The organism is Microbacterium hydrocarbonoxydans (assembly GCF_900105205.1).
Taxonomy (GTDB): Bacteria; Actinomycetota; Actinomycetes; order Actinomycetales; family Microbacteriaceae; genus Microbacterium; species Microbacterium hydrocarbonoxydans.
This window is the reverse complement of the sequence record NZ_FNSQ01000005.1, coordinates 2,542,481-2,562,289: the sequence shown is the minus strand read 5'-3', so window position 1 is coordinate 2,562,289 and position 19,809 is coordinate 2,542,481. Positions and strand designations below refer to the sequence as shown.

Below are 19,809 nucleotides of genomic sequence, written 5' to 3'. Positions count from 1 at the left end.
GGGCGCAGGGGTGGTCCTGCTTCCGCCACGCCCGTGAGAGAGGGAGTCGATGACCGTGATGAGCACGTCTCTCGATCGTGCCGCAGAACTCAGAGTCGAACCCGATGTCATCGATCGGCTGCGTGCCGATGCGACGACGAGGGTGATCGCCGTACGCGATGGACGCGTGCGGATCGCCGGCGGTGACCTCGACACGGCGACCCTCCTGCGGGTTCCGCCCGAGGAGATCATCGAGGCGACCTGGGCGCTGCTCGGTCGCGGCGACGACGGGGTGCCGCTGCTGCTTGCGGTGCTGCCGCCCGAGACCGGGAGCATCGACACGGCGCCCGACGAGACCTGGCTGGGCCTCCGCGACCTCGGTGCGCGGCTGGGAGCGGGGGAGACGGAGCTGCTGATCGAGGCGCTCGCGGTGGCCGGCTGGCTGCGGGATGCACCCTTCTGCCCGACGTGCGGCGGGGGCACCGAGCTCCGTCAGGCCGGGTGGTCACGCCGATGCCTCGTCTGCGGACGCGAGCATTTTCCCCGGACCGACCCTGCCGTGATCGTCGCGGTCGAGAGCCCCGATGGTGACCGACTGCTGCTCGGGGCGAACGCGAACTGGGGTGGCCGGATGTACTCCTGCTTCGCCGGCTTCACCGAGGCAGGCGAATCCCTCGAATCGACCGTGCATCGCGAGCTCGAGGAGGAGTCAGGGGTCCGTCTCTCGTCGTTGCGCTATGTCTCGTCCCAGCCATGGCCGTTCCCCCGCTCCCTCATGCTCGGCTTCCGTGCCGTCGCGATCGATGAGGACGAGGTGCGACCGGACGGCGAGGAGATCATCGACGTGCGCTGGTTCACCCGCGACGAGATCGGCAGCGCGCTGGCGGGTGACGGACCGGTCGGTCTGCCGGGCCCCGCCTCGATCGCCAGGGCCCTGATCGTGTCGTGGTTCGAGGAGCGCGCGTGAGCGCGCTCGAAGCCCTCGACGATCGTCAGCGGGAGGCGGCATCCGTGCTGCGCGGACCCGTCGCGGTGCTCGCCGGTGCCGGTACGGGCAAGACGCGTGTCATCACGCATCGCATCGCCCACGGCGTCGACACCGGTGCCTATTCGCCCTCGCGGGTCATGGCCGTGACCTTCACCGCGAAGGCCGCAGGTGAGCTTCGCGGACGCCTCAGGGCACTGGGGGTCGAGGGCGTCGCCGCCCGCACCTTCCACGCTGCGGCGCTCGCACAGCTGAACTTCTTCTGGCCCACCCTCGCCGGATCGCCGGCGCCGTCGATCATCGACAACAAGGTGCGGATGCTCGGACAGGCCGCCGACGCGATGCGCCTTCGTCCGAGCACGGCCACCCTGCGCGACATCGCCTCGGAGATCGAGTGGCGCAAGGTGTCGATGCTCTCCGTCGAACAGCACGCCGCCCTCGGACGCACGGTGAGCGGCATCGACCAGACCCAGCTCGCGGAGCTGCAGCAGCGGTACGAAGCGCTGAAGGATGAGCGGCATCAGCTCGACTTCGAAGACGTGCTCCTGGCATGCGCAGGGATGCTGGAGGCGGAGCCGCGCGTCGCGGCATCCGTCCACGAGCAGTACCGCCACTTCACCGTGGACGAGTTCCAGGACGTCTCGCCGCTGCAGAACCGCCTGCTGGAGCTGTGGCTGGGAGATCGCAAGGACATCTGCGTGGTCGGCGACGCGAGCCAGACGATCTACTCGTTCGCCGGCGCCGAGCAGAGGTTCCTCCTCGAGTTCGAGCGCCGCCATCCGGACGCGACGGTGGTGCGGCTGGAGACCAACTACCGCTCGCAGGCGCCGATCCTCGAGGCCGCCAACGCGCTCATGCACGGACGCCCCGGTGCTCTCGAGCTCGTGCCCGCCCGCGAGACCTTCAATGCCGAGGCGCCAACCGTCACTGCCTTCGACAGCGAACGCGAGGAGGCGGAGGGCATCGCGGCGGCGGTGTCGGCGCGGATCGAGGGCGGCGCGTCTCCTGCGGAGATCGCGGTGCTGTACCGCGCCCATGCGCAGTCCGCCGTGCTGCAGCAGGCGCTCGCCGCCGAAGGCATCGCCACCTCGGTCCTCGGTGGCACCCGGTTCTTCGCAATGCCCGAGGTTCGACAGGCGATCCTCGCGCTCCGAGCGGCGGCCGTCGCACCGACGGAGCAGGGGTTCCTTCCGGGGGTCCAGCGGGTGCTCCGCGAGCTCGGGCTGACCGAGGAGCCGCCCGAGGCCGGGGGAGCGCAGCGCGACGGCTGGGAGGCGCGGCGAGCCATCCTGCGACTGGCAGAGGAGGCCGGACCGGACGAGAATCTCCGCAGCTTCAGCGATGCGCTGATGGCCCGCGCCAAGGACCAGCACGAGCCGACGATGCGGACGGTCACGCTGTCGACCCTGCACGCCGCGAAGGGCCTCGAATGGCCGCATGTGTATCTGGTCGGCTGGGCGGAGGGGGCGCTGCCCATCTCGTATGCCAGCGGCTTCGAGGCGATCGACGAGGAACGCCGTCTGGCCTACGTCGGGGTCACGCGCGCCGCGCGTACGCTGTCGCTGTCCTGGTCGCGCTCTGCGGGACGAGGGGAGCGGGCGCCGTCTCGCTTCCTGGCAGAGATAGGAACGACTGCTCGCGGCACCGGCATTCTTCGTGAAACGACACCGAGCGCCACTCGTGGCGCCCCTCGGCGCTGACCTCGACGATCGATCCTGAGGAGCCGGTCTCCGAGAGGAGCCGGGCGACGAGAGTTGCGGCACCGGCGATCCTTGCCGCGCTGATCGGGCCGGCGGCGCGACCGATCAGCTGTGCGTGCATGCGCGGCCAGGCGGCATCGCGATCCACCTGAGCGCGATCGCGGCACGTCAGGCAGGGCGACGAGCCGGGGACGACCAGCGGTCCCACCGTCGTCCGTCCCGGTTCGAAGGCGACCGGCAGATGGCTGATGTCCTCTCGGAGGTATCGACCGAACTGCAGCGCCGCGGCCGCGCCCTCGACGAGCACGACGCCGATGTGCGCGGGATCCTGACGCGACCCTTCCTCGACTTCTTCGTCGCGCAGCGCATCGCGCATCCGGTATTCGCAGCGGCCGTCGAGAAGATGGATGCTCTCCACCCATGCCGCTCGTGGCGTCTGCGGGTCGTCGACGAGCAGCGGTTCCAGGCGCGCGAGCAGCAGCCGAGCCTCCGCGCGAGGGGCTCCGGCCGCATGCGCGATCACGTCGAACGAGGGGCGTCGGAAACCGGCGGCCATCCGCGCGACGAGTCTCTCGACCCAGGGCTCGGATGCGGCGATCCGCAGTGTGCCCTCGATCCCGATCTGCAGTGTCTCGCCGTCGCGCCACAGCAGGGGCACGGCAGGATCCAGGCGGGTCGTGGTCGCGGGCGTCAGCGGGGACATCCACCGATTCTGCGGACTTGCGGAGGCCGGATGGCGCTGTACAAACCATCCGTGGAGAAGTCGCGGCCGGTCGCACCCCTGTGGAGGAAGAGTGCGCCCGGGTCACGCCGGACGGTCACACCGGTCGGTCGCCACCGGTCCCGCTGTCGCCCTCGCTGTCGTCATCCGCGTCGAGCGGTCCCTCGGCGCTCTCTCCGGAGCCGTCTGCCTGCTCACCCGAGAAGTCGTCACCGTCGAGCAGTCGGGCGAGGGCCTCATCGAACTCGTCGGCGACGGGCTGCTCGCCCCGTGCGGAGGCCTGCAGGCGCGCGACGAGCGCTGTCGGGTCGTCGATGTCGTCCGACGTGGGCATGAGGTCGGGGTAGTCCCAGAGGGAGTCGCGTCCCTCGATGCCCACAGCGTCGGTGACCGCCTGCCACATCGCGGAGGCCTCACGCAGTCGCCGCGGTCGGAGCTTGAGTCCGACGAGGGCGCCGAGGGCGTCCTCGGCGGGACCGCCCACGGCGCGACGGCGCCGGGCAGCCTCTGCGATCCGCGCCCCGTCCGGCAGACGGGAGGTCGCCTGTGCGGTGACCACGTCGACCCAGCCGTCGATCGTCGCGACCAGGTTCTCGAGCCGGGCGAGGGCATCGCGCTGCGCATCCGTCTGGGCCGGGAGCAGGGCGCCGCCCTCGATGGCCGCACGCAACTCCTCCGGGTTGGAGGGGTCGAGCCTGCTCGCGACGTCTTCGAGCGCGTCGACGTCGACCGTCACTCCGCGGGCGAAGTCGGTGATCTGCGCCATGACATGCAGATGCAGCCACTTGGCGTGCCGGTACAGCCGCGCGTACGCCAGCTCGCGCGTCGCGAGGTAGAGGGTGATCTGGTCCTCGGGGATCTCGAGTCCCTCGCCGAAGGCGGTGAGGTTCTGCGGGATCACGGCCGCCGTGCCCGCTGGGAGCACGGGGATGCCTACGTCGCCGCCCGACACGACCTCGAGCGAGAGGTTGCCGAGCACCTGGCCGAACTGCGCGGCGAAGACGGAGCCGCCGAGGCCCCGCATGAGCTTTCCCGCTCCCTGCACGACGCCGCGCATCTCTTCAGGCACCTGAGTGTCGAGGGCGCTCGTGAGCGCATCGGCGATGCTCGTCGAGACGGGCCCCGCGATCTCCTGCCACACGGGCAGCGTGGCCTCGACCCACTCGCCGCGCGTCATGGCTCTGGGCGCCTCCGCGAGTTCGGAGATGGTGGTCGCCTCACTCAGCCAGAGGTCGGCGAGGGCGAACGAGTCGACGAGCGAGGTGCGCGAGCCGTCGGTGATGCCGAGGCCGTCGCGGTTCGCGATGTGCAGCGCCTGCCGCAGCGCGTTCTCCCACGGATCCCCGCCGAACGCTCCCTGCAGCTGCGCCATGATGGTCTGCATCATCGCCGGGTCGAGCTCGATCCCCTCCATACCCGAGAAGGCGTTCTGCAGCGCCTCGGGGTCGATGTCGCCGGCGCCCTGGCCGGACATCATTCGTCGCAGGAACTCCTGGAAGTCCTCGGGGGTGGGGTCGTTGTCTGACATGTCGCTCGCCTCTCAGCACGTCTGAAGCCGTGGCATCTACGCTAGTCACAGGAGCGGCCCCGAGACCCCGACGCGGGCAGATCGCTGTACGCCGCCCGCGAACGACGGAGGAAACCTGTGGACCGAACCCGGTCTGTGAAGCTCGGACTGGGAGTCTGGTCGCTGATCGTGGCGCTGATCGCGCTCGTCGTGCTGACCTTCCTCCCCACGCCCTACGTCATCCAGCGACCGGGTCCCGTGTACGACACCCTCGGCACGGCTGCCGGACCCGAGGGCGAGCAGGTGCCTCTGATCCAGGTCGAAGGTGCGGAGACGTTCGAGACCGCCGGCTCGCTCGACCTCACCACCGTGCAGGTCGTGGGCAACCGCGAGCGCACGCCGAGCTGGTTCGAGCTCGCGCTGGCCTGGATGGACTCGTCCCGAGCGGTCGTGCCGCTCGAGTCGGTGTTCCCCGAGGGCGTGACCACGGAGCAGCGCGATGAGCGCAACGCGACCCTGATGGTCGACTCCCAGCACGAGGCGACGGCTGCGGCTCTCGGCGAGCTGGGCTACGACACCGGTGCGGCCGTGGTGGTCCAGGAGGTCGTCGAGGACGCACCCGCCGAGGGCAGCATCGAGGCGGAGGACGTCATCACCGCGATCGACGGCACAGCGGTGACGTCGGCGAAGCAGCTGCGCCAGGCGATCCAGGATGCCGGCGGCGACCCCGTCGAGCTGACCGTGCAGCGGGTCGGCGAGGAGAAGGTCGTCGAGGTCACGCCCGAGAAGCAGATCGACGGCGATGCGACCACGTGGCTCATCGGGGTGACTCTGCGTACCGACTACGACTTCGAGATCGACGTCACGCTACAGCTCGACAACGTCGGCGGTCCGAGCGCGGGCATGATGTTCGCCCTCGGCATCATCGACACCCTCACCGAGGGGGAGCTCAACGGCGGAGAGAACGTCGCAGGCACCGGCACGATCGAGGCCGACGGCACGGTCGGGCCGATCGGCGGCATCCGTCAGAAGCTCTACGGCGCCCGCGACGCGGGGGCCGAGTACTTCCTCGCCCCCACGACGAACTGCGACGAGGTGGTCGGGCACGTGCCCGACGGACTCACGGTCATCAGCACCGGGACGCTCGAGGAATCCCTCGCGGCGCTGGATGTCATCGCCGAGGGGGGCGACGTCGATTCGCTCCCGTCCTGCGACGTCGTGACCTCCCCGTGACGGGGATGACAGCCGCAGCACAGTAAGGCGAGCCTAGGATGGAAGGGTGACCTCGACTTCCGCACCGAACCCGGCCACTCCTCGAACCTCGCGACGAATCTTCGGCATCTCGTTGGCGATCATCGCCGCGCTGATCGCCGTCTTCTTCGTCTTCGCGTCGCTCTACACCGAATTCCTCTGGTTCGACCAGGTGGGCTTCGCGGGAGTGCTCACCACCCAATGGTTCGCCACGGCGGTGATGTTCGTCGTCGGATTCCTCGGCATGGCCGTGCCGCTGTTCGTGGCCATCCAGCTCGCCTACCGGCTGCGGCCCGTCTACGTGCGGCTCAGCTCGCAGCTCGACAGGTACCAGGAGGTCATCGAGCCGCTGCGTCGCCTGGCGATGTGGGGCATGCCGATCTTCTTCGGGCTCTTCGCCGGCTTCTCCGCGGCGAGCCAGTGGAAGACGGTCTGGCTCTGGGCGAACGGCGTCGCCACCGACGCCACCGACCCGCAGTTCGGCATGGACACGGGCTTCTACATGTTCGCCATGCCGTTCTACTCGATCCTGCTCGCCTTCGTATCGGCGGTGCTGCTGCTCACGCTCATCGTGACGGCGCTCGTGTCGTACCTGTACGGCTCGGTCCGCATCGGCCAGGGCGAGCTGCGCATCTCGAAGCCGGCACGCATCCAGCTCGCGGTCATCGCGGGGCTCTACCTCCTGGTGCAGGCGGCGAGCCTCTGGCTCGACCGCTACAAGACCCTGGTCGCCCAGGACGACAGGATCGTCGGACCGGCGTACACCGGGGTCAACGCCACGATCCCCGGTCTCGCGATCCTCACGATCATCGCCGCGATCGTCGCGATCCTCTTCTTCGTCACGGCCGTCATCGGCCGGTGGCGCTTCCCGCTCGCCGCGACCGCGCTGCTGATCGTCGCATCGCTCGTCGTCGGCGTCGGCTTCCCGTGGGCGGTGACCACCTTCCAGGTGCGCCCGAACCAGAACGCCTACCAGGCGGAGTTCTACCAGAAGAACATCGACGGCACGAAGGAGGCGTACGGGGTCGCCGACCTCGAGACCACGCCGTTCGAGGCCGAGACGGATGCCGAGGCAGGGCAGCTGCGCGAGGATGCCGAGACCACGGCATCCATCCGCATCGTCGACCCCGCCGTCATCAGCCCGGCCGTCCGCCAGCTCGAGCAGTACCGCGGTTACTACCAGTTCCAGGAGAACCTCGACGTCGACCGCTACGAGATCGACGGCGTCATGCAGGACACCGTGGTGTCGGTGCGCGACCTCGACATGGATGGCGTCGACGTCACCAACTGGAACAACCGCGTGGCGGTCTACACGCACGGCTACGGCCTCGTCGCCGCCGCAGGCAACCAGCGCACCAGCGACGGAGAGCCGGTGTTCCTCGAGCGCGGCATCCCGTCGTCCGGATTCCTCACCGACGGCGAGAAGTTCGAGCCCCGCGTCTACTTCGGCGAGACCTCGCCCGAGTACTCGATCGTCGGCGGTCCCGACGGTGCCGACCCGGTCGAGATCGACTACCCGCGCGGCAAGGACGGCTCCAACGAGACGAAGACGACCTTCGAGGGCGACGGCGGACCGAAGATCGGCAACACCTTCACCAAGCTGCTGTACGCGCTGAAGTTCCAGTCCGAGCAGATCCTGTTCTCGAACCTTGTGAACGACGACTCGCAGATCCTGTACGACCGCAACCCGAAGACGCGCGTGCAGAAGGTGGCCCCGTACCTCGAGCTCGACAGCGACCCGTACCCGAGCGTCGTGGACGGCAAGATCGTCTGGATCATCGACGGATACACCACGAGCTCGACGTACCCGTACTCGACGAGCGTGAGCCTGTCCGACGCGATCGCCGACTCGAACGTGCCGTCGCCGACGCTGGCCATCGACGAGATCAACTACATCCGCAACTCGGTCAAGGCGACGGTCGACGCATACGACGGCTCCGTGACCCTGTACGCCTGGGATGCGGAGGATCCGGTGCTGCAGACGTGGCAGAAGATCTACCCGTCGACGCTCAAGCCGGTCAGCGAGATGTCGGGCGATCTGATGAGCCACGTCCGCTACCCGACCGACCTGTTCAAGGTGCAGCGCGACGTGCTCGGCACCTACCACATCGACACCGCCGGATCGTTCGCCCAGCAGGACAACCGCTGGCAGACCCCGAACGACCCGCGCAGCGATGCGGTGCTGCAGCCGCCGTACTACCTGACGATGCAGATGCCGGGGCAGGATTCGCCGCGGTTCTCGATGTTCTCGACGTTCATCCCGTCGGCGCAGGGCGGCAGCAACCGCGACGTGCTGATGGGCTACCTCGCCGTCGACTCGGATGCCGGCTCAGAGGCCGGCGTGAAGGCGGAGGGATACGGGCAGCTCAGGATGCTCGAGATCGACACGGATACGACGGTCCCAGGTCCAGGTCAGGTGCAGAACACCTACAACTCGGACACGGCCGTGGTGCCGCAGCTCAACCTGCTGCAGCAGGGAGAGTCGGAGGTCCTGTACGGGAACCTGCTGACCCTGCCGGTCGGTGGCGGTCTGCTCTACGTGCAGCCGGTCTACGTGCAGTCGTCCGAGGGCACGAAGCTCCCGCGTCTGCAGAAGGTTCTCGTGGCGTTCGGAGACAAGGTGGCGTTCGAGGACACTCTGACCGAGGCCCTCGACACCCTCTTCGGCGGTGACGCGGGTGCGACCGGCGGCGACGACGAGGTGGAGCCGACGGAGCCCGATCCCGACACGGGCGAGGTGCCGACCGAGCCCACCGAGCCGACCGACGCCCAGGCGGAAGCCCTGGCCGCCGCTCAGCAGGCGCTCACCGACCGGGAGACCGCCTTGAAGGCCGGTGACCTCGAGGCGTTCGCCGAGGCGGACAAGCGCCTCACGGACGCGGTCAACACTCTGCTCGAACTGGAGTCCGCAGCGGGGGAGTGATCCCGCTGCGACACCACGAGAATGGGCGCCCCTTCGGGGGCGCCCATTCTGCATCCATCCACCGGAGATCCGCATGACCCAGTCGACGGCACGATCCCTCTTCCTGTCGGCGCTGGCTCGCAGCATCCCGCGACCCACCCCCGGCGCTTCCGTGATCGTCGGGGTGGACGGGGTCGACGGCGCGGGGAAGACGCGTCTGGCCGATGACCTGGCCGTCGTCCTGTGCGAGTCCGATCGCGTCGAGCGAGTGAGCATCGACGGCTTCCACCATCAGCGCGAGCATCGATATCGGCGGGGCCGCGGGTCTGCCGAGGGCTTCTGGCGCGACTCGTACGACTACGACCGATTCCTTCACGAGGTGGTGGCCCCCTTCCGAGCCGGGACGGGAACGTATCTGTCCGCCGCTCACGATGTCGAGACGGATGCGGTCCTCACCGGTCCCCGGCATCCGGTACCGCGGGGAGTGATCCTGCTCGTGGACGGCATCTTCCTGCACAGGCCTGAGCTCCGCGAGGTCTGGGACGCGACGATCTTCCTCGATGTGCCTTTCGACGTGTCCGTCCCGCGGATGGCTGTGCGAGACGAATCCTCTCCGGACCCCGACGCCGAGGAGAATGCTCGATACGTCGGCGGCCAGCGACTGTACCTCCGCGAGTGTCGGCCCGCGGAGCGCGCGACGATCCTCGTCGACTACGCAGACCTGGAGCACCCCGTGATCGACAGGGGCGGCAGCTGAGGACCGTCGCCTCGGACACGGTCTCTCGCCGTCGGGGAGATCGGCTGCGGAGGGGCGGCCCGATCAGTTCGCGTCGTAGCGGCAGGTGACGGAGCCGACGCCGCTCTGCTCCACGACCGACTCGCCGTTCCACAGGATCTCGCAGCTCACCGTCGCGACCGCGTCATCGTCCGAAGCGGTCACGGTGATCTCCGCCGTATCACCCGTGGTCGTGTACTGCTTCCAGCCGCTGTCGGACCACTCCTCGTCGTACGACTGGGCGTCGTCCGCGTAGGACACGGTGAAGACGGGGCCGCCCGTGGCTCGCACCTCGACCTGGCTGAGTCCGCTGCCTCCGAGCGCGCCGACGGCGATCACGACGATGAGGATGACATCGACGATGAGTGCGGTCGCTGCGACGAGGAGGGCCGCGGTGCCCGTGCGCGGCACCGAGGAGCGCCGACCTCGTACGCCGAGGACCACAGCGGTGCCCGCAACGAGCGCAGCGGCTGCGGCGGCGACGAGCAGCGCAGGGACGGGCAGGAACTGCACGATCAGCCCTGCGGAGAGGAGCAGCGCCGCCGCACCGATCCAGAGGCCGATGGTCGCCCGCCGCGATGGGCGGGATGTGAACGCGCCACGGTCCGCTGTGGCGGCGTCTGGTGTCTGCGTCATGGTGGAGCTCCCCCTCACGGATGCTGCCGCTCGCACCTTCGCAAGTGGCGCGGCTGTTCGGTGGGACAGTCTAGCCAGAGGATGCGCGGGCGACTCGGTCGCACCTCTCGCTGACGCCGCACGCAACGGGCGCCGCGCGGGCGCATGCGAAAGGCCCCTGATCAGGATCTCTCCGACCAGGGGCCTTTCTTGTGTCGCATTCTCGTTGCGGGGACAGGATTTGAACCTGCGACCTCCGGGTTATGAGCCCGGCGAGCTACCGAACTGCTCCACCCCGCGGCACGTTTTATAGCCTAACACGCGAATCAGGAGGGCGCGAATCGAGGCCGCGCCAGGTCGGATGAGGAAGGATATGGGCATGACCGAGACCCCATCCGCCGCCGTTCCCGTCGCCGTCTGCCAGTTCGCGCCGACGGCATCACGCGCGGATAACCGGGAGCGCATCGCGCGGCTCACCGCCGAGTCGGCAGCACGGGGAGCCCGGTTGATCGTGTTCCCCGAGTACTCGAGCTACTTCGTGGACCCGATGGATGAGACGCTCGCGGAGAATGCGGAGACCCTCGATGGCGACTTCGTCTCGACGCTCACGGCGCTCGCGGCCGATCACGGCGTCGTGATCGTGGCCGGCCTCGTCGAGAGGGCCACGGACTCCGAGCACGTGCGCAACACCCTCGTTGCGGTGCGCGGCGACGGGATCCTCGCGACATACCGCAAGCAGCATCTGTACGACGCCTTCGGGCAGACCGAGTCCGACTGGATCGAGGCAGGGGAGCTGGGCGCCGCGACCTTCGATCTCGCCGGCATCCGCTTCGGGCTGATGACGTGCTACGACCTGCGCTTCCCCGAGGTGGCGCGCACGCTCGTCGACGCCGGAGCAGATGCTCTCGTGGTGCCGGCCGAATGGGTGCGAGGTCCGCTCAAGGAGCTTCACTGGACCACCCTGCTCGCCGCGCGCGCGATCGAGAACACCACGTACGTGATCGCCGCTGACCATCCCACGCCGATCGGGGTGGGCCACTCGCAGATCGTCGACCCGCAGGGTGTCGTGCTGGCGGGAGTCGGGACCGCCGAGGGCATCGCCGTGGCAGCCGTCGAACGCGCCGCCATCGAGCGGGTGCGGGCGGTCAACCCGTCGCTGCGGGTGCGTCGCTACGCGGTCGCGCCCTGCTGACCGTTCGAGCTGACCGCTCGAGCCGTCTCCGAGAGTCAGAAGCTCGACGCGAGCCGCCTCGCAGCCTCTTCGAGCACCTCGACGCGCTTGCAGGCGGCGAATCGCACGAGACCGGCGTAGTCGCCGCGCCGCTCGTCCGAGACGAACGCGGCGAGCGGGATCGCGACGACCCCCGCACGCTCGGGCAGCGCACGGCAGAACGCGACGGCATCCGCTCCGCCGAGGTCGGTGGCATCGGCGACCGTGAAGTAGCCGCCCTGTGGCGGATGCACCGTGAACCCGGCTGATCGCAGCCCGGCACCGAGGATCTCGTGCTTGCGAGCGAGGGTCGACGCGGCATCCGCGAAGAAGTGATCGTCGAGGCGCAGCCCGACCGCGATGGCGGGCTGGAACGGCGAACCGTTGACGTAGGTCAGGTACTGCTTCACCGTCAGGACGGCGGTGATGAGCTCCGCAGGGCCGTGCACCCAGCCGATCTTCCACCCGGTGGCGGAGAATGTCTTCCCCGCCGAGGAGATCGTGAGGGTGCGCTCGGCCGCACCCGGAAGCGTGGCGATGGGGGTGTGCGGGGCGTGGAAGGCGAGGTGCTCGTAGACCTCGTCCGTGACGATGATCGCGTCGTGGAGGTGGGCGAGCCGCACCACCTCGGCGAGCACCGCGCGATCGAACACCGCTCCGGTGGGATTGTGCGGGTCGTTGACGAGGATGATGCGGGTGTGGTCGGTCACCGCCTCTGCCAGGCGCTGGAGATCCGGCTGGAAGTCGGGAGCGCGCAGGGGGACCGTACGCAGGCGGGCGCCGGCGAGGGCGACAGCGGCCGCGTACGAGTCGTAGTACGGCTCGAACACGACGACCTCATCGTCCGGCCCGTCGATGAGAGCGAGGAGCGTCGCCGTGAGTGCCTCGGTCGCGCCCGCGGTCACGATCACCTCACGCTGCGGATCGACCTCGAGGCCGTAGAAGCGTCGCTGGTGCTCGCTGATCGCCGCGAGCAGGTCGGGGATGCCGCGACCCGGCGGGTATTGATTGGCCCCGCTGGCGATCGCCTCGCGCGCCGCCTCGAGCACCTCGGCCGGACCGTCCTGATCGGGGAAGCCCTGACCGAGATTGATCGCGCCCGTTCGGGCCGCAGCGGCCGACATCTCTGCGAAGATGGTGGGCGCGACGGTTCCGTCGGATGCGAGCAGACCGGCTCCCGCTGCCGTGCGCCGCCATGCGCCGGGGATGACACTCATGAACAACAGGCTAAGGCCATAGCGGAAACTCATCTTCGCCATACGAAACGCACAGATACAGGCGTCACTCTGAAGGGGCGTTGTTGAAGGAGCACACACCATGAACGAAGACAGCACCCAGGACCACTCGGCACCCGCGTCGAACGACGCCGTGCCGCCCACCGAGGCAGCAGAGGCCGTCGACCGTTCGACGACCGGTGCCGCCGCTGACATCCAGGGCCACGGCCACGAGGTGCCGTCGACTTTCGCATCGTCGCCGGCGCAGCCGTCGGCTCCGGCGCAGCCGGCCGCTGCCGCACCGACGCCCACGTTCGAGACGCCGGCCGCGTTCGTGCCGCCCGCGCCGACGAGCGGGAACGCCCCCCAGCACCACCCGTACGGCGCGGCCGCTCAGACCGGGCCCACTCACCCGGGGGCACCGGTCGCGACGGCCCCGGGAGCGGCGTTCGGCATCCACACCGCGACCGCGCCGGAGCAGTCGCCGGACGGTTCCGTGAAGACGAAGGACCAGAAGCCGCGCGCCGGGGTGAAGTTCGCCGCGATCGTGGTCGCCGCAGCCCTCGTGGGTGGAGTCGCCGGATTCGGCGGCGGTGCGATCCTCAACGGCATCTCCGACGACCGCTCCACGGGAGTCGCTCAGGGACCCGACACGGTGACCGTCAACAACCCTGGCTCGGTGAACGAGACCACGGCCGTCGCCACGGAGGCCCTGCCCTCGGTCGTCACGATCGAGGTGGCGGGCTCCGACGAGGCGGGCAGCGGATCGGGCGTCATCATCAGCGATGACGGCTACGTGCTCACCAACACGCACGTCGTCACGCTCGGAGGCGCGGCCGCCGATCCGACGATCCGCGTCACGACCTCGGACGGCCGCATCTTCGCGGCGACCGTCGTCGGCACCGACCCGATCTACGACCTCGCGGTCATCAAGCTGACCGATGCGTCTGACCTGACGCCGATCGACTTCGCGGACTCGTCGAAGCTGAACGTCGGCGACACCGCCGTGGCGCTCGGCGCGCCGCTCGGTCTGTCGAACTCGGTGACCACCGGCATCGTCAGCGCGCTGAACCGCAGCATCCAGATCGCCTCCTCCGCGCTGCCGGACTCCTCGGCCGAGGATGCCCCGCAGGACGACCAGCAGGCGCCGGAGGACGGCGAAGGCGAGGGGCCGTTCCAGTTCGACCTCCCGGGGAACCCCGGCCAGCAGACGACCGACACGATCTCCATCGCGGTCATCCAGACGGATGCGGCGATCAACCACGGCAACTCCGGTGGCGCGCTCGTCAACAGCAAGGGCGAGCTGATCGGCATCAACGTCGCGATCGCGAGCTCGGGCAGTTCCGAGGAGTCCGGTTCCATCGGCATCGGCTTCGCGATCCCGTCGAACATCGCGCAGCGCGTCTCCGAGGAGATCATCGCCGACGGCGCAGCGAGCCACGGTCTGCTCGGCGCCTCGGTGCGCGATGCGGCGAGCGTCGAGGACGCGTCGGTGGCAGGCGCGTACATCGCCGACGTCACCGGCGGCGGCGCAGCGGCGGATGCCGGGCTGAAGGCCGACGACATCGTCACCGCCTTCAACGGAGTGCCCGTCACGAGCGCGAGCGACCTCACCGCCCAGGTCAGGGCGGCAGCTGCGGGCAGCGATGCGAAGGTGACCTACATCCGCAACGGCAAGGAGTTCGAGGCCGACGTGACGCTCGGCGAGCTCGCCGGCTGACCGCCGCAGCTCCTCGTCTCGCAGAGAAGGACGCCACCCCGCGATAGGCTCGCGGGGTGGCGTCCTTCTCCTTCGGCTCCGGCAATGCGGCCAAGCTGCTTCGGATCCCGCTGTACCTCGCCGGGCGCATCGGCACTCTCCTCGTCCCGCGCGGTGAACGCTGGGTGTTCGGCTGCGGCGCCGGCATCGGCGACGGCGCTCTCGCGCTGCATCGCCTCGCGACCGACGAAGGACACGCGACGCTGTGGCTCACCGCCTCCGACCGTGAGGACCGGGACGCTGCGGCTCTCGGGCTGCGGACGGTCCGCAAGGGTGGACTCCGCGGCTGGTGGGCGACCGCACGCGCCGGGGTGGTCGTGGTGACGCACGGGCTGGGCGACGTCAACCGCTATGCGATCCCGGGTGCCTTCGTGGTGCAGCTGTGGCACGGCATCCCGCTCAAGCGCATCGGCCTCGATTCGCCCGCGACGACGCAGGTCCCCGACGTGCCGGGCGCATCGGTGCTGCGCCGTCTGATCGGCATCCTCTACCGCCGCACCGCGCAGCGCATCCGCGTCCTTCCCGCCGCCTCGCACCGCTCGCGCGGTCGCCTCGAGTCGGCCTTCGCACTCGGCGGCGACCGCGTGGTGGTCACGGGGGAGCCGCGGGTCGACGTACTCTCCGCGGGGAGTGCCGAACAGCGTCGAGCCACGGCATCCGCTGTCCTCTCGGCTGTCGTGGGCCCGATCGTACCCTCGACGCGGACGATCCTGTATGCCCCCACCTGGCGCGATGGTGCGGCGGACCCCGCAGTTCCGAGTGCCGTGCAGTGGGTGGAGATCATCCGTGCGCTCGAGCAGCGCGACGCGGTGCTGCTCGTCCGGTCGCACCCGCTGGGGGAGGGATCGTATGCTCCGCCGCTGCCGAGCACGAGAGTGCGGATGCTGGGGGCGGGGCTCCTCGCCGATGTGACCCCCGTGCTCCCCGCGGTGGACGTGCTGATCACGGACTACTCCTCGCTCGCCTACGACGTGGGACTGCTCGCGATGCCGGTGCTGTACCTCGCTCCGGATGCCGACGAGTATGCCCGCACGCGCGGCTTCTACGGCCGGTTCCGGGATGTGGCCGGCGACGACGCGGCAGGCGACTGGCAGGCTCTGCTCGCGCAGCTGACTGCGGTGCTCGACGACGACGGCGTGTTCGCTGCGAGGTCGAAGCGGTCCGCTACGCTCAGCGCGGAGATGCATGCGTTCCGCGACGGCGGGAACACCCGACGCGTGTACGAGACGATCCGCGCGCGGGGCATTCCCGCGCCGAAGGGAGCAGTATGACCACGGCCCGGATCGATGAGGCGGCAGAGACGCTGATCATCGCAGGGGAAGGTCAGCGTCCTGCCTCGGCGGAGCTGATCGGGCCGCGTGCGCGTGTCGATGCGCGCATCACCGGGGGAGGGAAGACGTGGAAGGCGACCTTCCCGCTCCGCGCCTCGCGGTGGGGCGGCGCAGAGCTGCCGCTGCCGACCGGCGACTACGAGATCGCGGTGGCGGATGCCGAGCTCGATGACCTCAGCGTGGCCCCGCAGGTGCTGACCGGCGTGCGCGTGGCGGTGCGGGGCTCCGTGGCGCGCATCGCAGCGCCGGTGGATCCGGCCTACGAGACGGCGGAGGGCCAGTCGACCCTGGAGGGGCGGTACGTCGCCCACCCCGGCGCCACCGAGAACGCGGTCTTCTTCGAGAGCTTCTACGGCCGCACGGTCGGCTGCAACCCTCAGGCGATCGACAGGGCGCTTGCTGCGCAGGCACCAGACGTGGTGCGCTACTGGAGCGTGGTGGACCTCTCGGTGGCGGTGCCGGAAGGCGCGGTCGCGGTGGTCGAGGGAAGCCCGGAGTGGTGGCGTGCCCGTGCGGCGTCGCGCCTGCTCGTCGTCAACGACTGGCTGCGCCGGCGATTCGCGCGCAAGCCCGGTCAGCGGGTGCTGCAGACCTGGCACGGCACGCCGCTCAAGCGCCTCGCGCTGCACCGGCCCGGCTTCGATCCTCGCCGGATGGCCGCCGTGGTCAAGGAGTCGCGCCGCTGGGATGTACTCCTCGCGCAGAACACCTACTCCGAGCGCATCCTTCGCAAGGCATATGCCTTCTTCGGGCGACCCATCTGGGTCGAGGGGTATCCCCGCAATGACGCTCTCGTGACGGGGGACGCCGCATCGATCCGCGCGGCGCTCGGCATCGAGCAGGGCGAGCGGGTGCTGCTGTACGCGCCGACGTGGCGTGACGACCGCACGGAGATGGTCGACTTCGTCGATCCGGAGGAGCTCGCACGGCAGACCGATGCCGTCGTGCTCGTCCGTGGCCACTCACGCACCATCGACACGGGTCGCGATCGCGCCGGTGCGCGGGTGATCGACGTCACCGGGTATCCCGAGACCTCTCAGCTCCTCCTTGCTGCCGACGCGCTGATCACCGACTACTCCTCCGTGATGTTCGACTTCAGCGTCACCGGCAAGCCGATGTACTTCCTGGTGCCCGACCTCGACCACTACCGGGGTCAGCTGCGCGGGTTCTATTTCGACCTCGCCTCGCGAGCACCCGGACCGCTCGTCGGGTCGCAGAAGGAACTCGTCGACGCGCTGGCCGATCCCGAGCACGAGAAGACCTTCGGGGCGCGGTACATGGCGTGGCGTGCGCAGTTCAACTCCCGGGACGACGGCCATGCTGCCGAGCGAGTGGTCGCCCGCATCCTCGACCAGGGGTACGTGACGCGGTGACGCCTCCCCGATCCGCCCGACGGATCAGGGGAGCGGGGTGTTGCGGGTGCCCAGCCGCGACGCGTCGACCGTGTCGCGCGCTCCTCTGAGAACGCCGCCGAGGAATCCGAGGCCCCACGACAGATGCATGGTGGGCATCACCAGCAGGGTCCAGAGGCGCTGACGGATCCCGCCGCCGCCGGGCAGAGCCGCGACCGCGACGACGAGCAGCACATACGCGAGGAGCGGCAGGTACGCGATCGCCGAGAGGATGGCGGAGAGCGCCCCGGAGAGGACGCCGCTCAGCTGGAGCACGCCGACGACGACAGCGACCGCGACCAGGATCACGAGAGCCGGGGGAGCGAAGAAGCGGATGCCGTTGCGGCGGCCGAACCGTCGCACCAGCTCGCCGCGCCACGCTCCGGTCGCGCGGAACTGCCTGGCCAGGCGCACCCAGCTCTCCCGGGGCCAGTAGGTCACCGAGAGCGAGGGGTCGAACCACACCAGGTGACCGGCCTGTCGGATGCGGAGGTTGAGCTCCCAGTCCTCGCCGCGACGGATCGTCTCATCGAACAGCCCCACCGCGTCGAGGACCTCGCGCCGCATCACGCCGAGGTAGGCGGATTCCGCCTCGCCCTCGTGCGTGCCGCCGTGGTAAGCACCGCCGCCGAGGCCGACAGGGGAGTTGTAGAGGCGGGCCACTGCCTTCTGGAACGGCGTCCTCCCGTCGGCCCGCATGACGCCGCCGACGTTCGCGGCTCCCGTGCGGTCGAGGGTCTCGAGCGCGCGTGCCGCGTATCCGGGTGAGAGCTCGGAGTGCGCGTCGACCCGCACGATCGTCGCGAACCGGCTGGCGCGGATTGCGGCGTTCAGTCCGACGGGGATGTGCGCTGCCGGGTTGTCCACGAGCTGGATGCGGTCGTCGTCCGCGGCGAGGCGCCGGGCGAGCTCGGTCGTGCCGTCCGTGGAAGGACCGAGCGCGAGGACGAGCTCGGCGGCAACCGGGAGCTCCTGGGCGAGGACCGATTGGATCGCGTGCTCGAGATATGCCCGTTCGTTCAGCACGGGCATGACGAACGACACCCCGGGCTCGGGGACGGCGATGTCGTTGTCAGGCACATGACGATCATGGCATGCGGTTCTCGGGCGTTCGCTGATTCGCTCCGGCCGGGGCCCGGGCGCAGCACCGTCGGCGTACGCCGCGCCACGGTATCCTGGAGGGATGGGTGCAGTGTCCGACGCGAAGAAGGCCTACCGTCTGCTGAAGCGGGCACTGGCCTCGCGCAAGGCCGTGCAACGAGTGCGGCGGCGTCTGGCCGACCGCGAGCCGCATCCCACCGATCACTACCAGGTGGCCGTGTACTTCGCCGACGGCGCGGTCAACATGTACCAGATGCGGCAGTGGTACCGCCCGCTCACCGAGCTGGCGAAGCGCTGGCCCGTCGTGGTCCTGTCCCGATCCGCCACCGGTGCCGACAAGCTCCTCGACGAGGACGGGCCCCCCGTCGCCTTCGTCCCGACCGTCCGGGACCTCGAGCGCTTCATCGCGACGCAGGACATCCGCGTCGTGCTGTACGTGAACCAGAACACGCGCAACTTCCAGATGTTCCGGTACGGGCGCCGGTGGCATGTGTTCATCAATCACGGCGAGTCCGACAAGATGTACATGACCACCAACCAGTACAAGGCGTACGACTATGCGCTGGTCGCAGGACAGGCGGCGCGAGACCGCCTCTCCCGCACGCTCTGGGATTGGGACATCGACAGCCGCACGATCGAGATCGGGCGCCCGCAGGCCGACCATTACTCGGGGTCTCTGCCGTACACACCCGACGAGCGGACGGTCGTGCTCTACGCCCCGACGTGGGAGGGAGATCGTCCGAGCGCGCACTACGGGTCCATCGCGACCCACGGCGAAGCCCTCGTCTCGGCGCTGCTCGCCTCCCGGACGCACCGCGTGATCTATCGCCCGCACCCCCGCAGCGGGGTCGTCGACGACGAGTACGGCGCGGCGCATCGCCGGATCATCGCGGCGATCGCCGCGGCCAACGCCGCCGATGCCGCCGCGCAGCACGTGTACGACGACGGGGCGGAGCTCGGCTGGCAGCTGGCCGCGGCCGACGTGGCTGTCGTCGACATCTCCGCGATGGTCTACGACCGTCTTGCCGTGGGCAAGCCCTTGATGATCACCCGCCCCACCGACGAGCGCGCCTCGGTCGACACCAACGGCTACCTCTCGGATTGCGAGTGGCTCACGGCGGAAGGCGCAGCCGACATCGTCGCCGAGGTGGAGCGGGTGCGCGCGGACGAGGCGGCGATCGCGCGGCTTCGCATGTGGGTCCAGCACTACTTCGGAGATACGACGCCAGGGGTCGCGACCGCGAAGTTCCATGCGGCGATCGAGCAGCTCATGCAGAAGTGGGAGAGCTGGCAGGCGAACGAGATCGGCTCCGTGCGCACCGACGAGGATGACGACGACGAAGAGGCCGACGAGGAAGAGGTCTGACG

Annotated in this window: 14 protein-coding genes and 1 tRNA gene; 10 read left to right on the top strand and 5 right to left on the bottom strand. The window is 69.6% G+C overall.

Annotated elements, in window-relative coordinates; genetic code table 11:
- Positions 1–49 precede the first annotated feature (49 nt).
- Entirely contained in the window at positions 50–946 is an 897-nt protein-coding gene (gene nudC / locus BLW44_RS12705) for an NAD(+) diphosphatase (RefSeq protein ID WP_060926989.1), read from the top strand.
- Positions 943–2,664: an ATP-dependent helicase gene (locus BLW44_RS12700; RefSeq protein WP_060926990.1), complete on the top strand. Its 1,722-nt coding sequence runs from the start codon at positions 943–945 to the stop codon at positions 2,662–2,664. Before nudC ends, BLW44_RS12700 begins: the two co-directional genes overlap by 4 nt.
- A gap of 818 nt (positions 2,665–3,482) precedes the next feature.
- On the opposite strand, the gene BLW44_RS12695 is transcribed toward BLW44_RS12700, so the two are convergent.
- Positions 3,483–4,913: a zinc-dependent metalloprotease gene (locus tag BLW44_RS12695; protein ID WP_060926991.1), complete on the bottom strand. Its 1,431-nt coding sequence runs from the start codon at positions 4,911–4,913 to the stop codon at positions 3,483–3,485.
- A 117-nt stretch (positions 4,914–5,030) separates the two neighbouring features.
- Between BLW44_RS12695 and BLW44_RS12690 the strand changes: the two genes are divergently transcribed.
- The 3 genes from BLW44_RS12690 to BLW44_RS12680 all read left to right on the top strand — a co-directional run bounded on the left by BLW44_RS12690 (position 5,031) and on the right by BLW44_RS12680 (position 9,802).
- Positions 5,031–6,125 carry a YlbL family protein gene (locus BLW44_RS12690; protein WP_082724536.1) on the top strand — a complete coding sequence of 365 codons (1,095 nt, stop codon included), beginning with the start codon at positions 5,031–5,033 and terminating at the stop codon, positions 6,123–6,125.
- A 46-nt stretch (positions 6,126–6,171) separates the two neighbouring features.
- The gene (locus BLW44_RS12685; protein WP_060926993.1) at positions 6,172–9,066 is read left to right on the top strand and encodes a UPF0182 family membrane protein; all 2,895 of its coding nucleotides are present in this window, start codon (positions 6,172–6,174) and stop codon (positions 9,064–9,066) included.
- Positions 9,067–9,139: 73 nt separating this feature from the next.
- Positions 9,140–9,802: a nucleoside/nucleotide kinase family protein gene (locus BLW44_RS12680; protein ID WP_060926994.1), complete on the top strand. Its 663-nt coding sequence runs from the start codon at positions 9,140–9,142 to the stop codon at positions 9,800–9,802.
- 63 nt (positions 9,803–9,865) lie between these two features.
- On the opposite strand, the gene BLW44_RS12675 is transcribed toward BLW44_RS12680, so the two are convergent.
- Both BLW44_RS12675 and BLW44_RS12670 read right to left on the bottom strand, forming a co-directional pair.
- Positions 9,866–10,456: a hypothetical protein gene (locus BLW44_RS12675; protein WP_060926995.1), complete on the bottom strand. Its 591-nt coding sequence runs from the start codon at positions 10,454–10,456 to the stop codon at positions 9,866–9,868.
- A gap of 205 nt (positions 10,457–10,661) precedes the next feature.
- Positions 10,662–10,735, bottom strand: a tRNA-Met gene (locus BLW44_RS12670).
- Positions 10,736–10,814: 79 nt separating this feature from the next.
- On the opposite strand from BLW44_RS12670, the gene BLW44_RS12665 reads away from it, so the two are divergent.
- Complete coding sequence (locus BLW44_RS12665) at positions 10,815–11,627, top strand: carbon-nitrogen hydrolase family protein (protein ID WP_060926996.1); 813 nt, start codon at positions 10,815–10,817, stop codon at positions 11,625–11,627.
- A gap of 35 nt (positions 11,628–11,662) precedes the next feature.
- Here BLW44_RS12665 and BLW44_RS12660 read toward each other — a convergent pair whose 3' ends face one another.
- Positions 11,663–12,862, bottom strand: coding sequence for an aminotransferase class I/II-fold pyridoxal phosphate-dependent enzyme (locus BLW44_RS12660; RefSeq protein ID WP_060926997.1), 1,200 nt, complete (start codon positions 12,860–12,862; stop codon positions 11,663–11,665).
- Positions 12,863–12,962: 100 nt separating this feature from the next.
- Between BLW44_RS12660 and BLW44_RS12655 the strand changes: the two genes are divergently transcribed.
- From BLW44_RS12655 to BLW44_RS12645, 3 genes are read left to right on the top strand one after another with little or no spacing between them, the layout of a single operon-like run.
- Positions 12,963–14,579 carry a S1C family serine protease gene (locus tag BLW44_RS12655; RefSeq protein WP_060926998.1) on the top strand — a complete coding sequence of 539 codons (1,617 nt, stop codon included), beginning with the start codon at positions 12,963–12,965 and terminating at the stop codon, positions 14,577–14,579.
- A 56-nt stretch (positions 14,580–14,635) separates the two neighbouring features.
- On the top strand, positions 14,636–15,889 hold the full coding sequence (locus tag BLW44_RS12650) for a CDP-glycerol glycerophosphotransferase family protein (RefSeq protein WP_060926999.1): 1,254 nt from the start codon (positions 14,636–14,638) through the stop codon (positions 15,887–15,889).
- On the top strand, positions 15,886–17,322 hold the full coding sequence (locus BLW44_RS12645) for a CDP-glycerol glycerophosphotransferase family protein (protein WP_060927000.1): 1,437 nt from the start codon (positions 15,886–15,888) through the stop codon (positions 17,320–17,322). Before BLW44_RS12650 ends, BLW44_RS12645 begins: the two co-directional genes overlap by 4 nt.
- Before the next feature lie 24 nt (positions 17,323–17,346).
- Here BLW44_RS12645 and BLW44_RS12640 read toward each other — a convergent pair whose 3' ends face one another.
- Entirely contained in the window at positions 17,347–18,372 is a 1,026-nt protein-coding gene (locus BLW44_RS12640) for a glycosyltransferase family 2 protein (RefSeq protein ID WP_060927011.1), read from the bottom strand.
- A 151-nt stretch (positions 18,373–18,523) separates the two neighbouring features.
- Between BLW44_RS12640 and BLW44_RS12635 the strand changes: the two genes are divergently transcribed.
- Positions 18,524–19,807, top strand: a complete 1,284-nt coding sequence (locus BLW44_RS12635) for a CDP-glycerol glycerophosphotransferase family protein (RefSeq protein WP_060927001.1) — start codon at positions 18,524–18,526, stop codon at positions 19,805–19,807.
- Positions 19,808–19,809 lie beyond the last annotated feature (2 nt).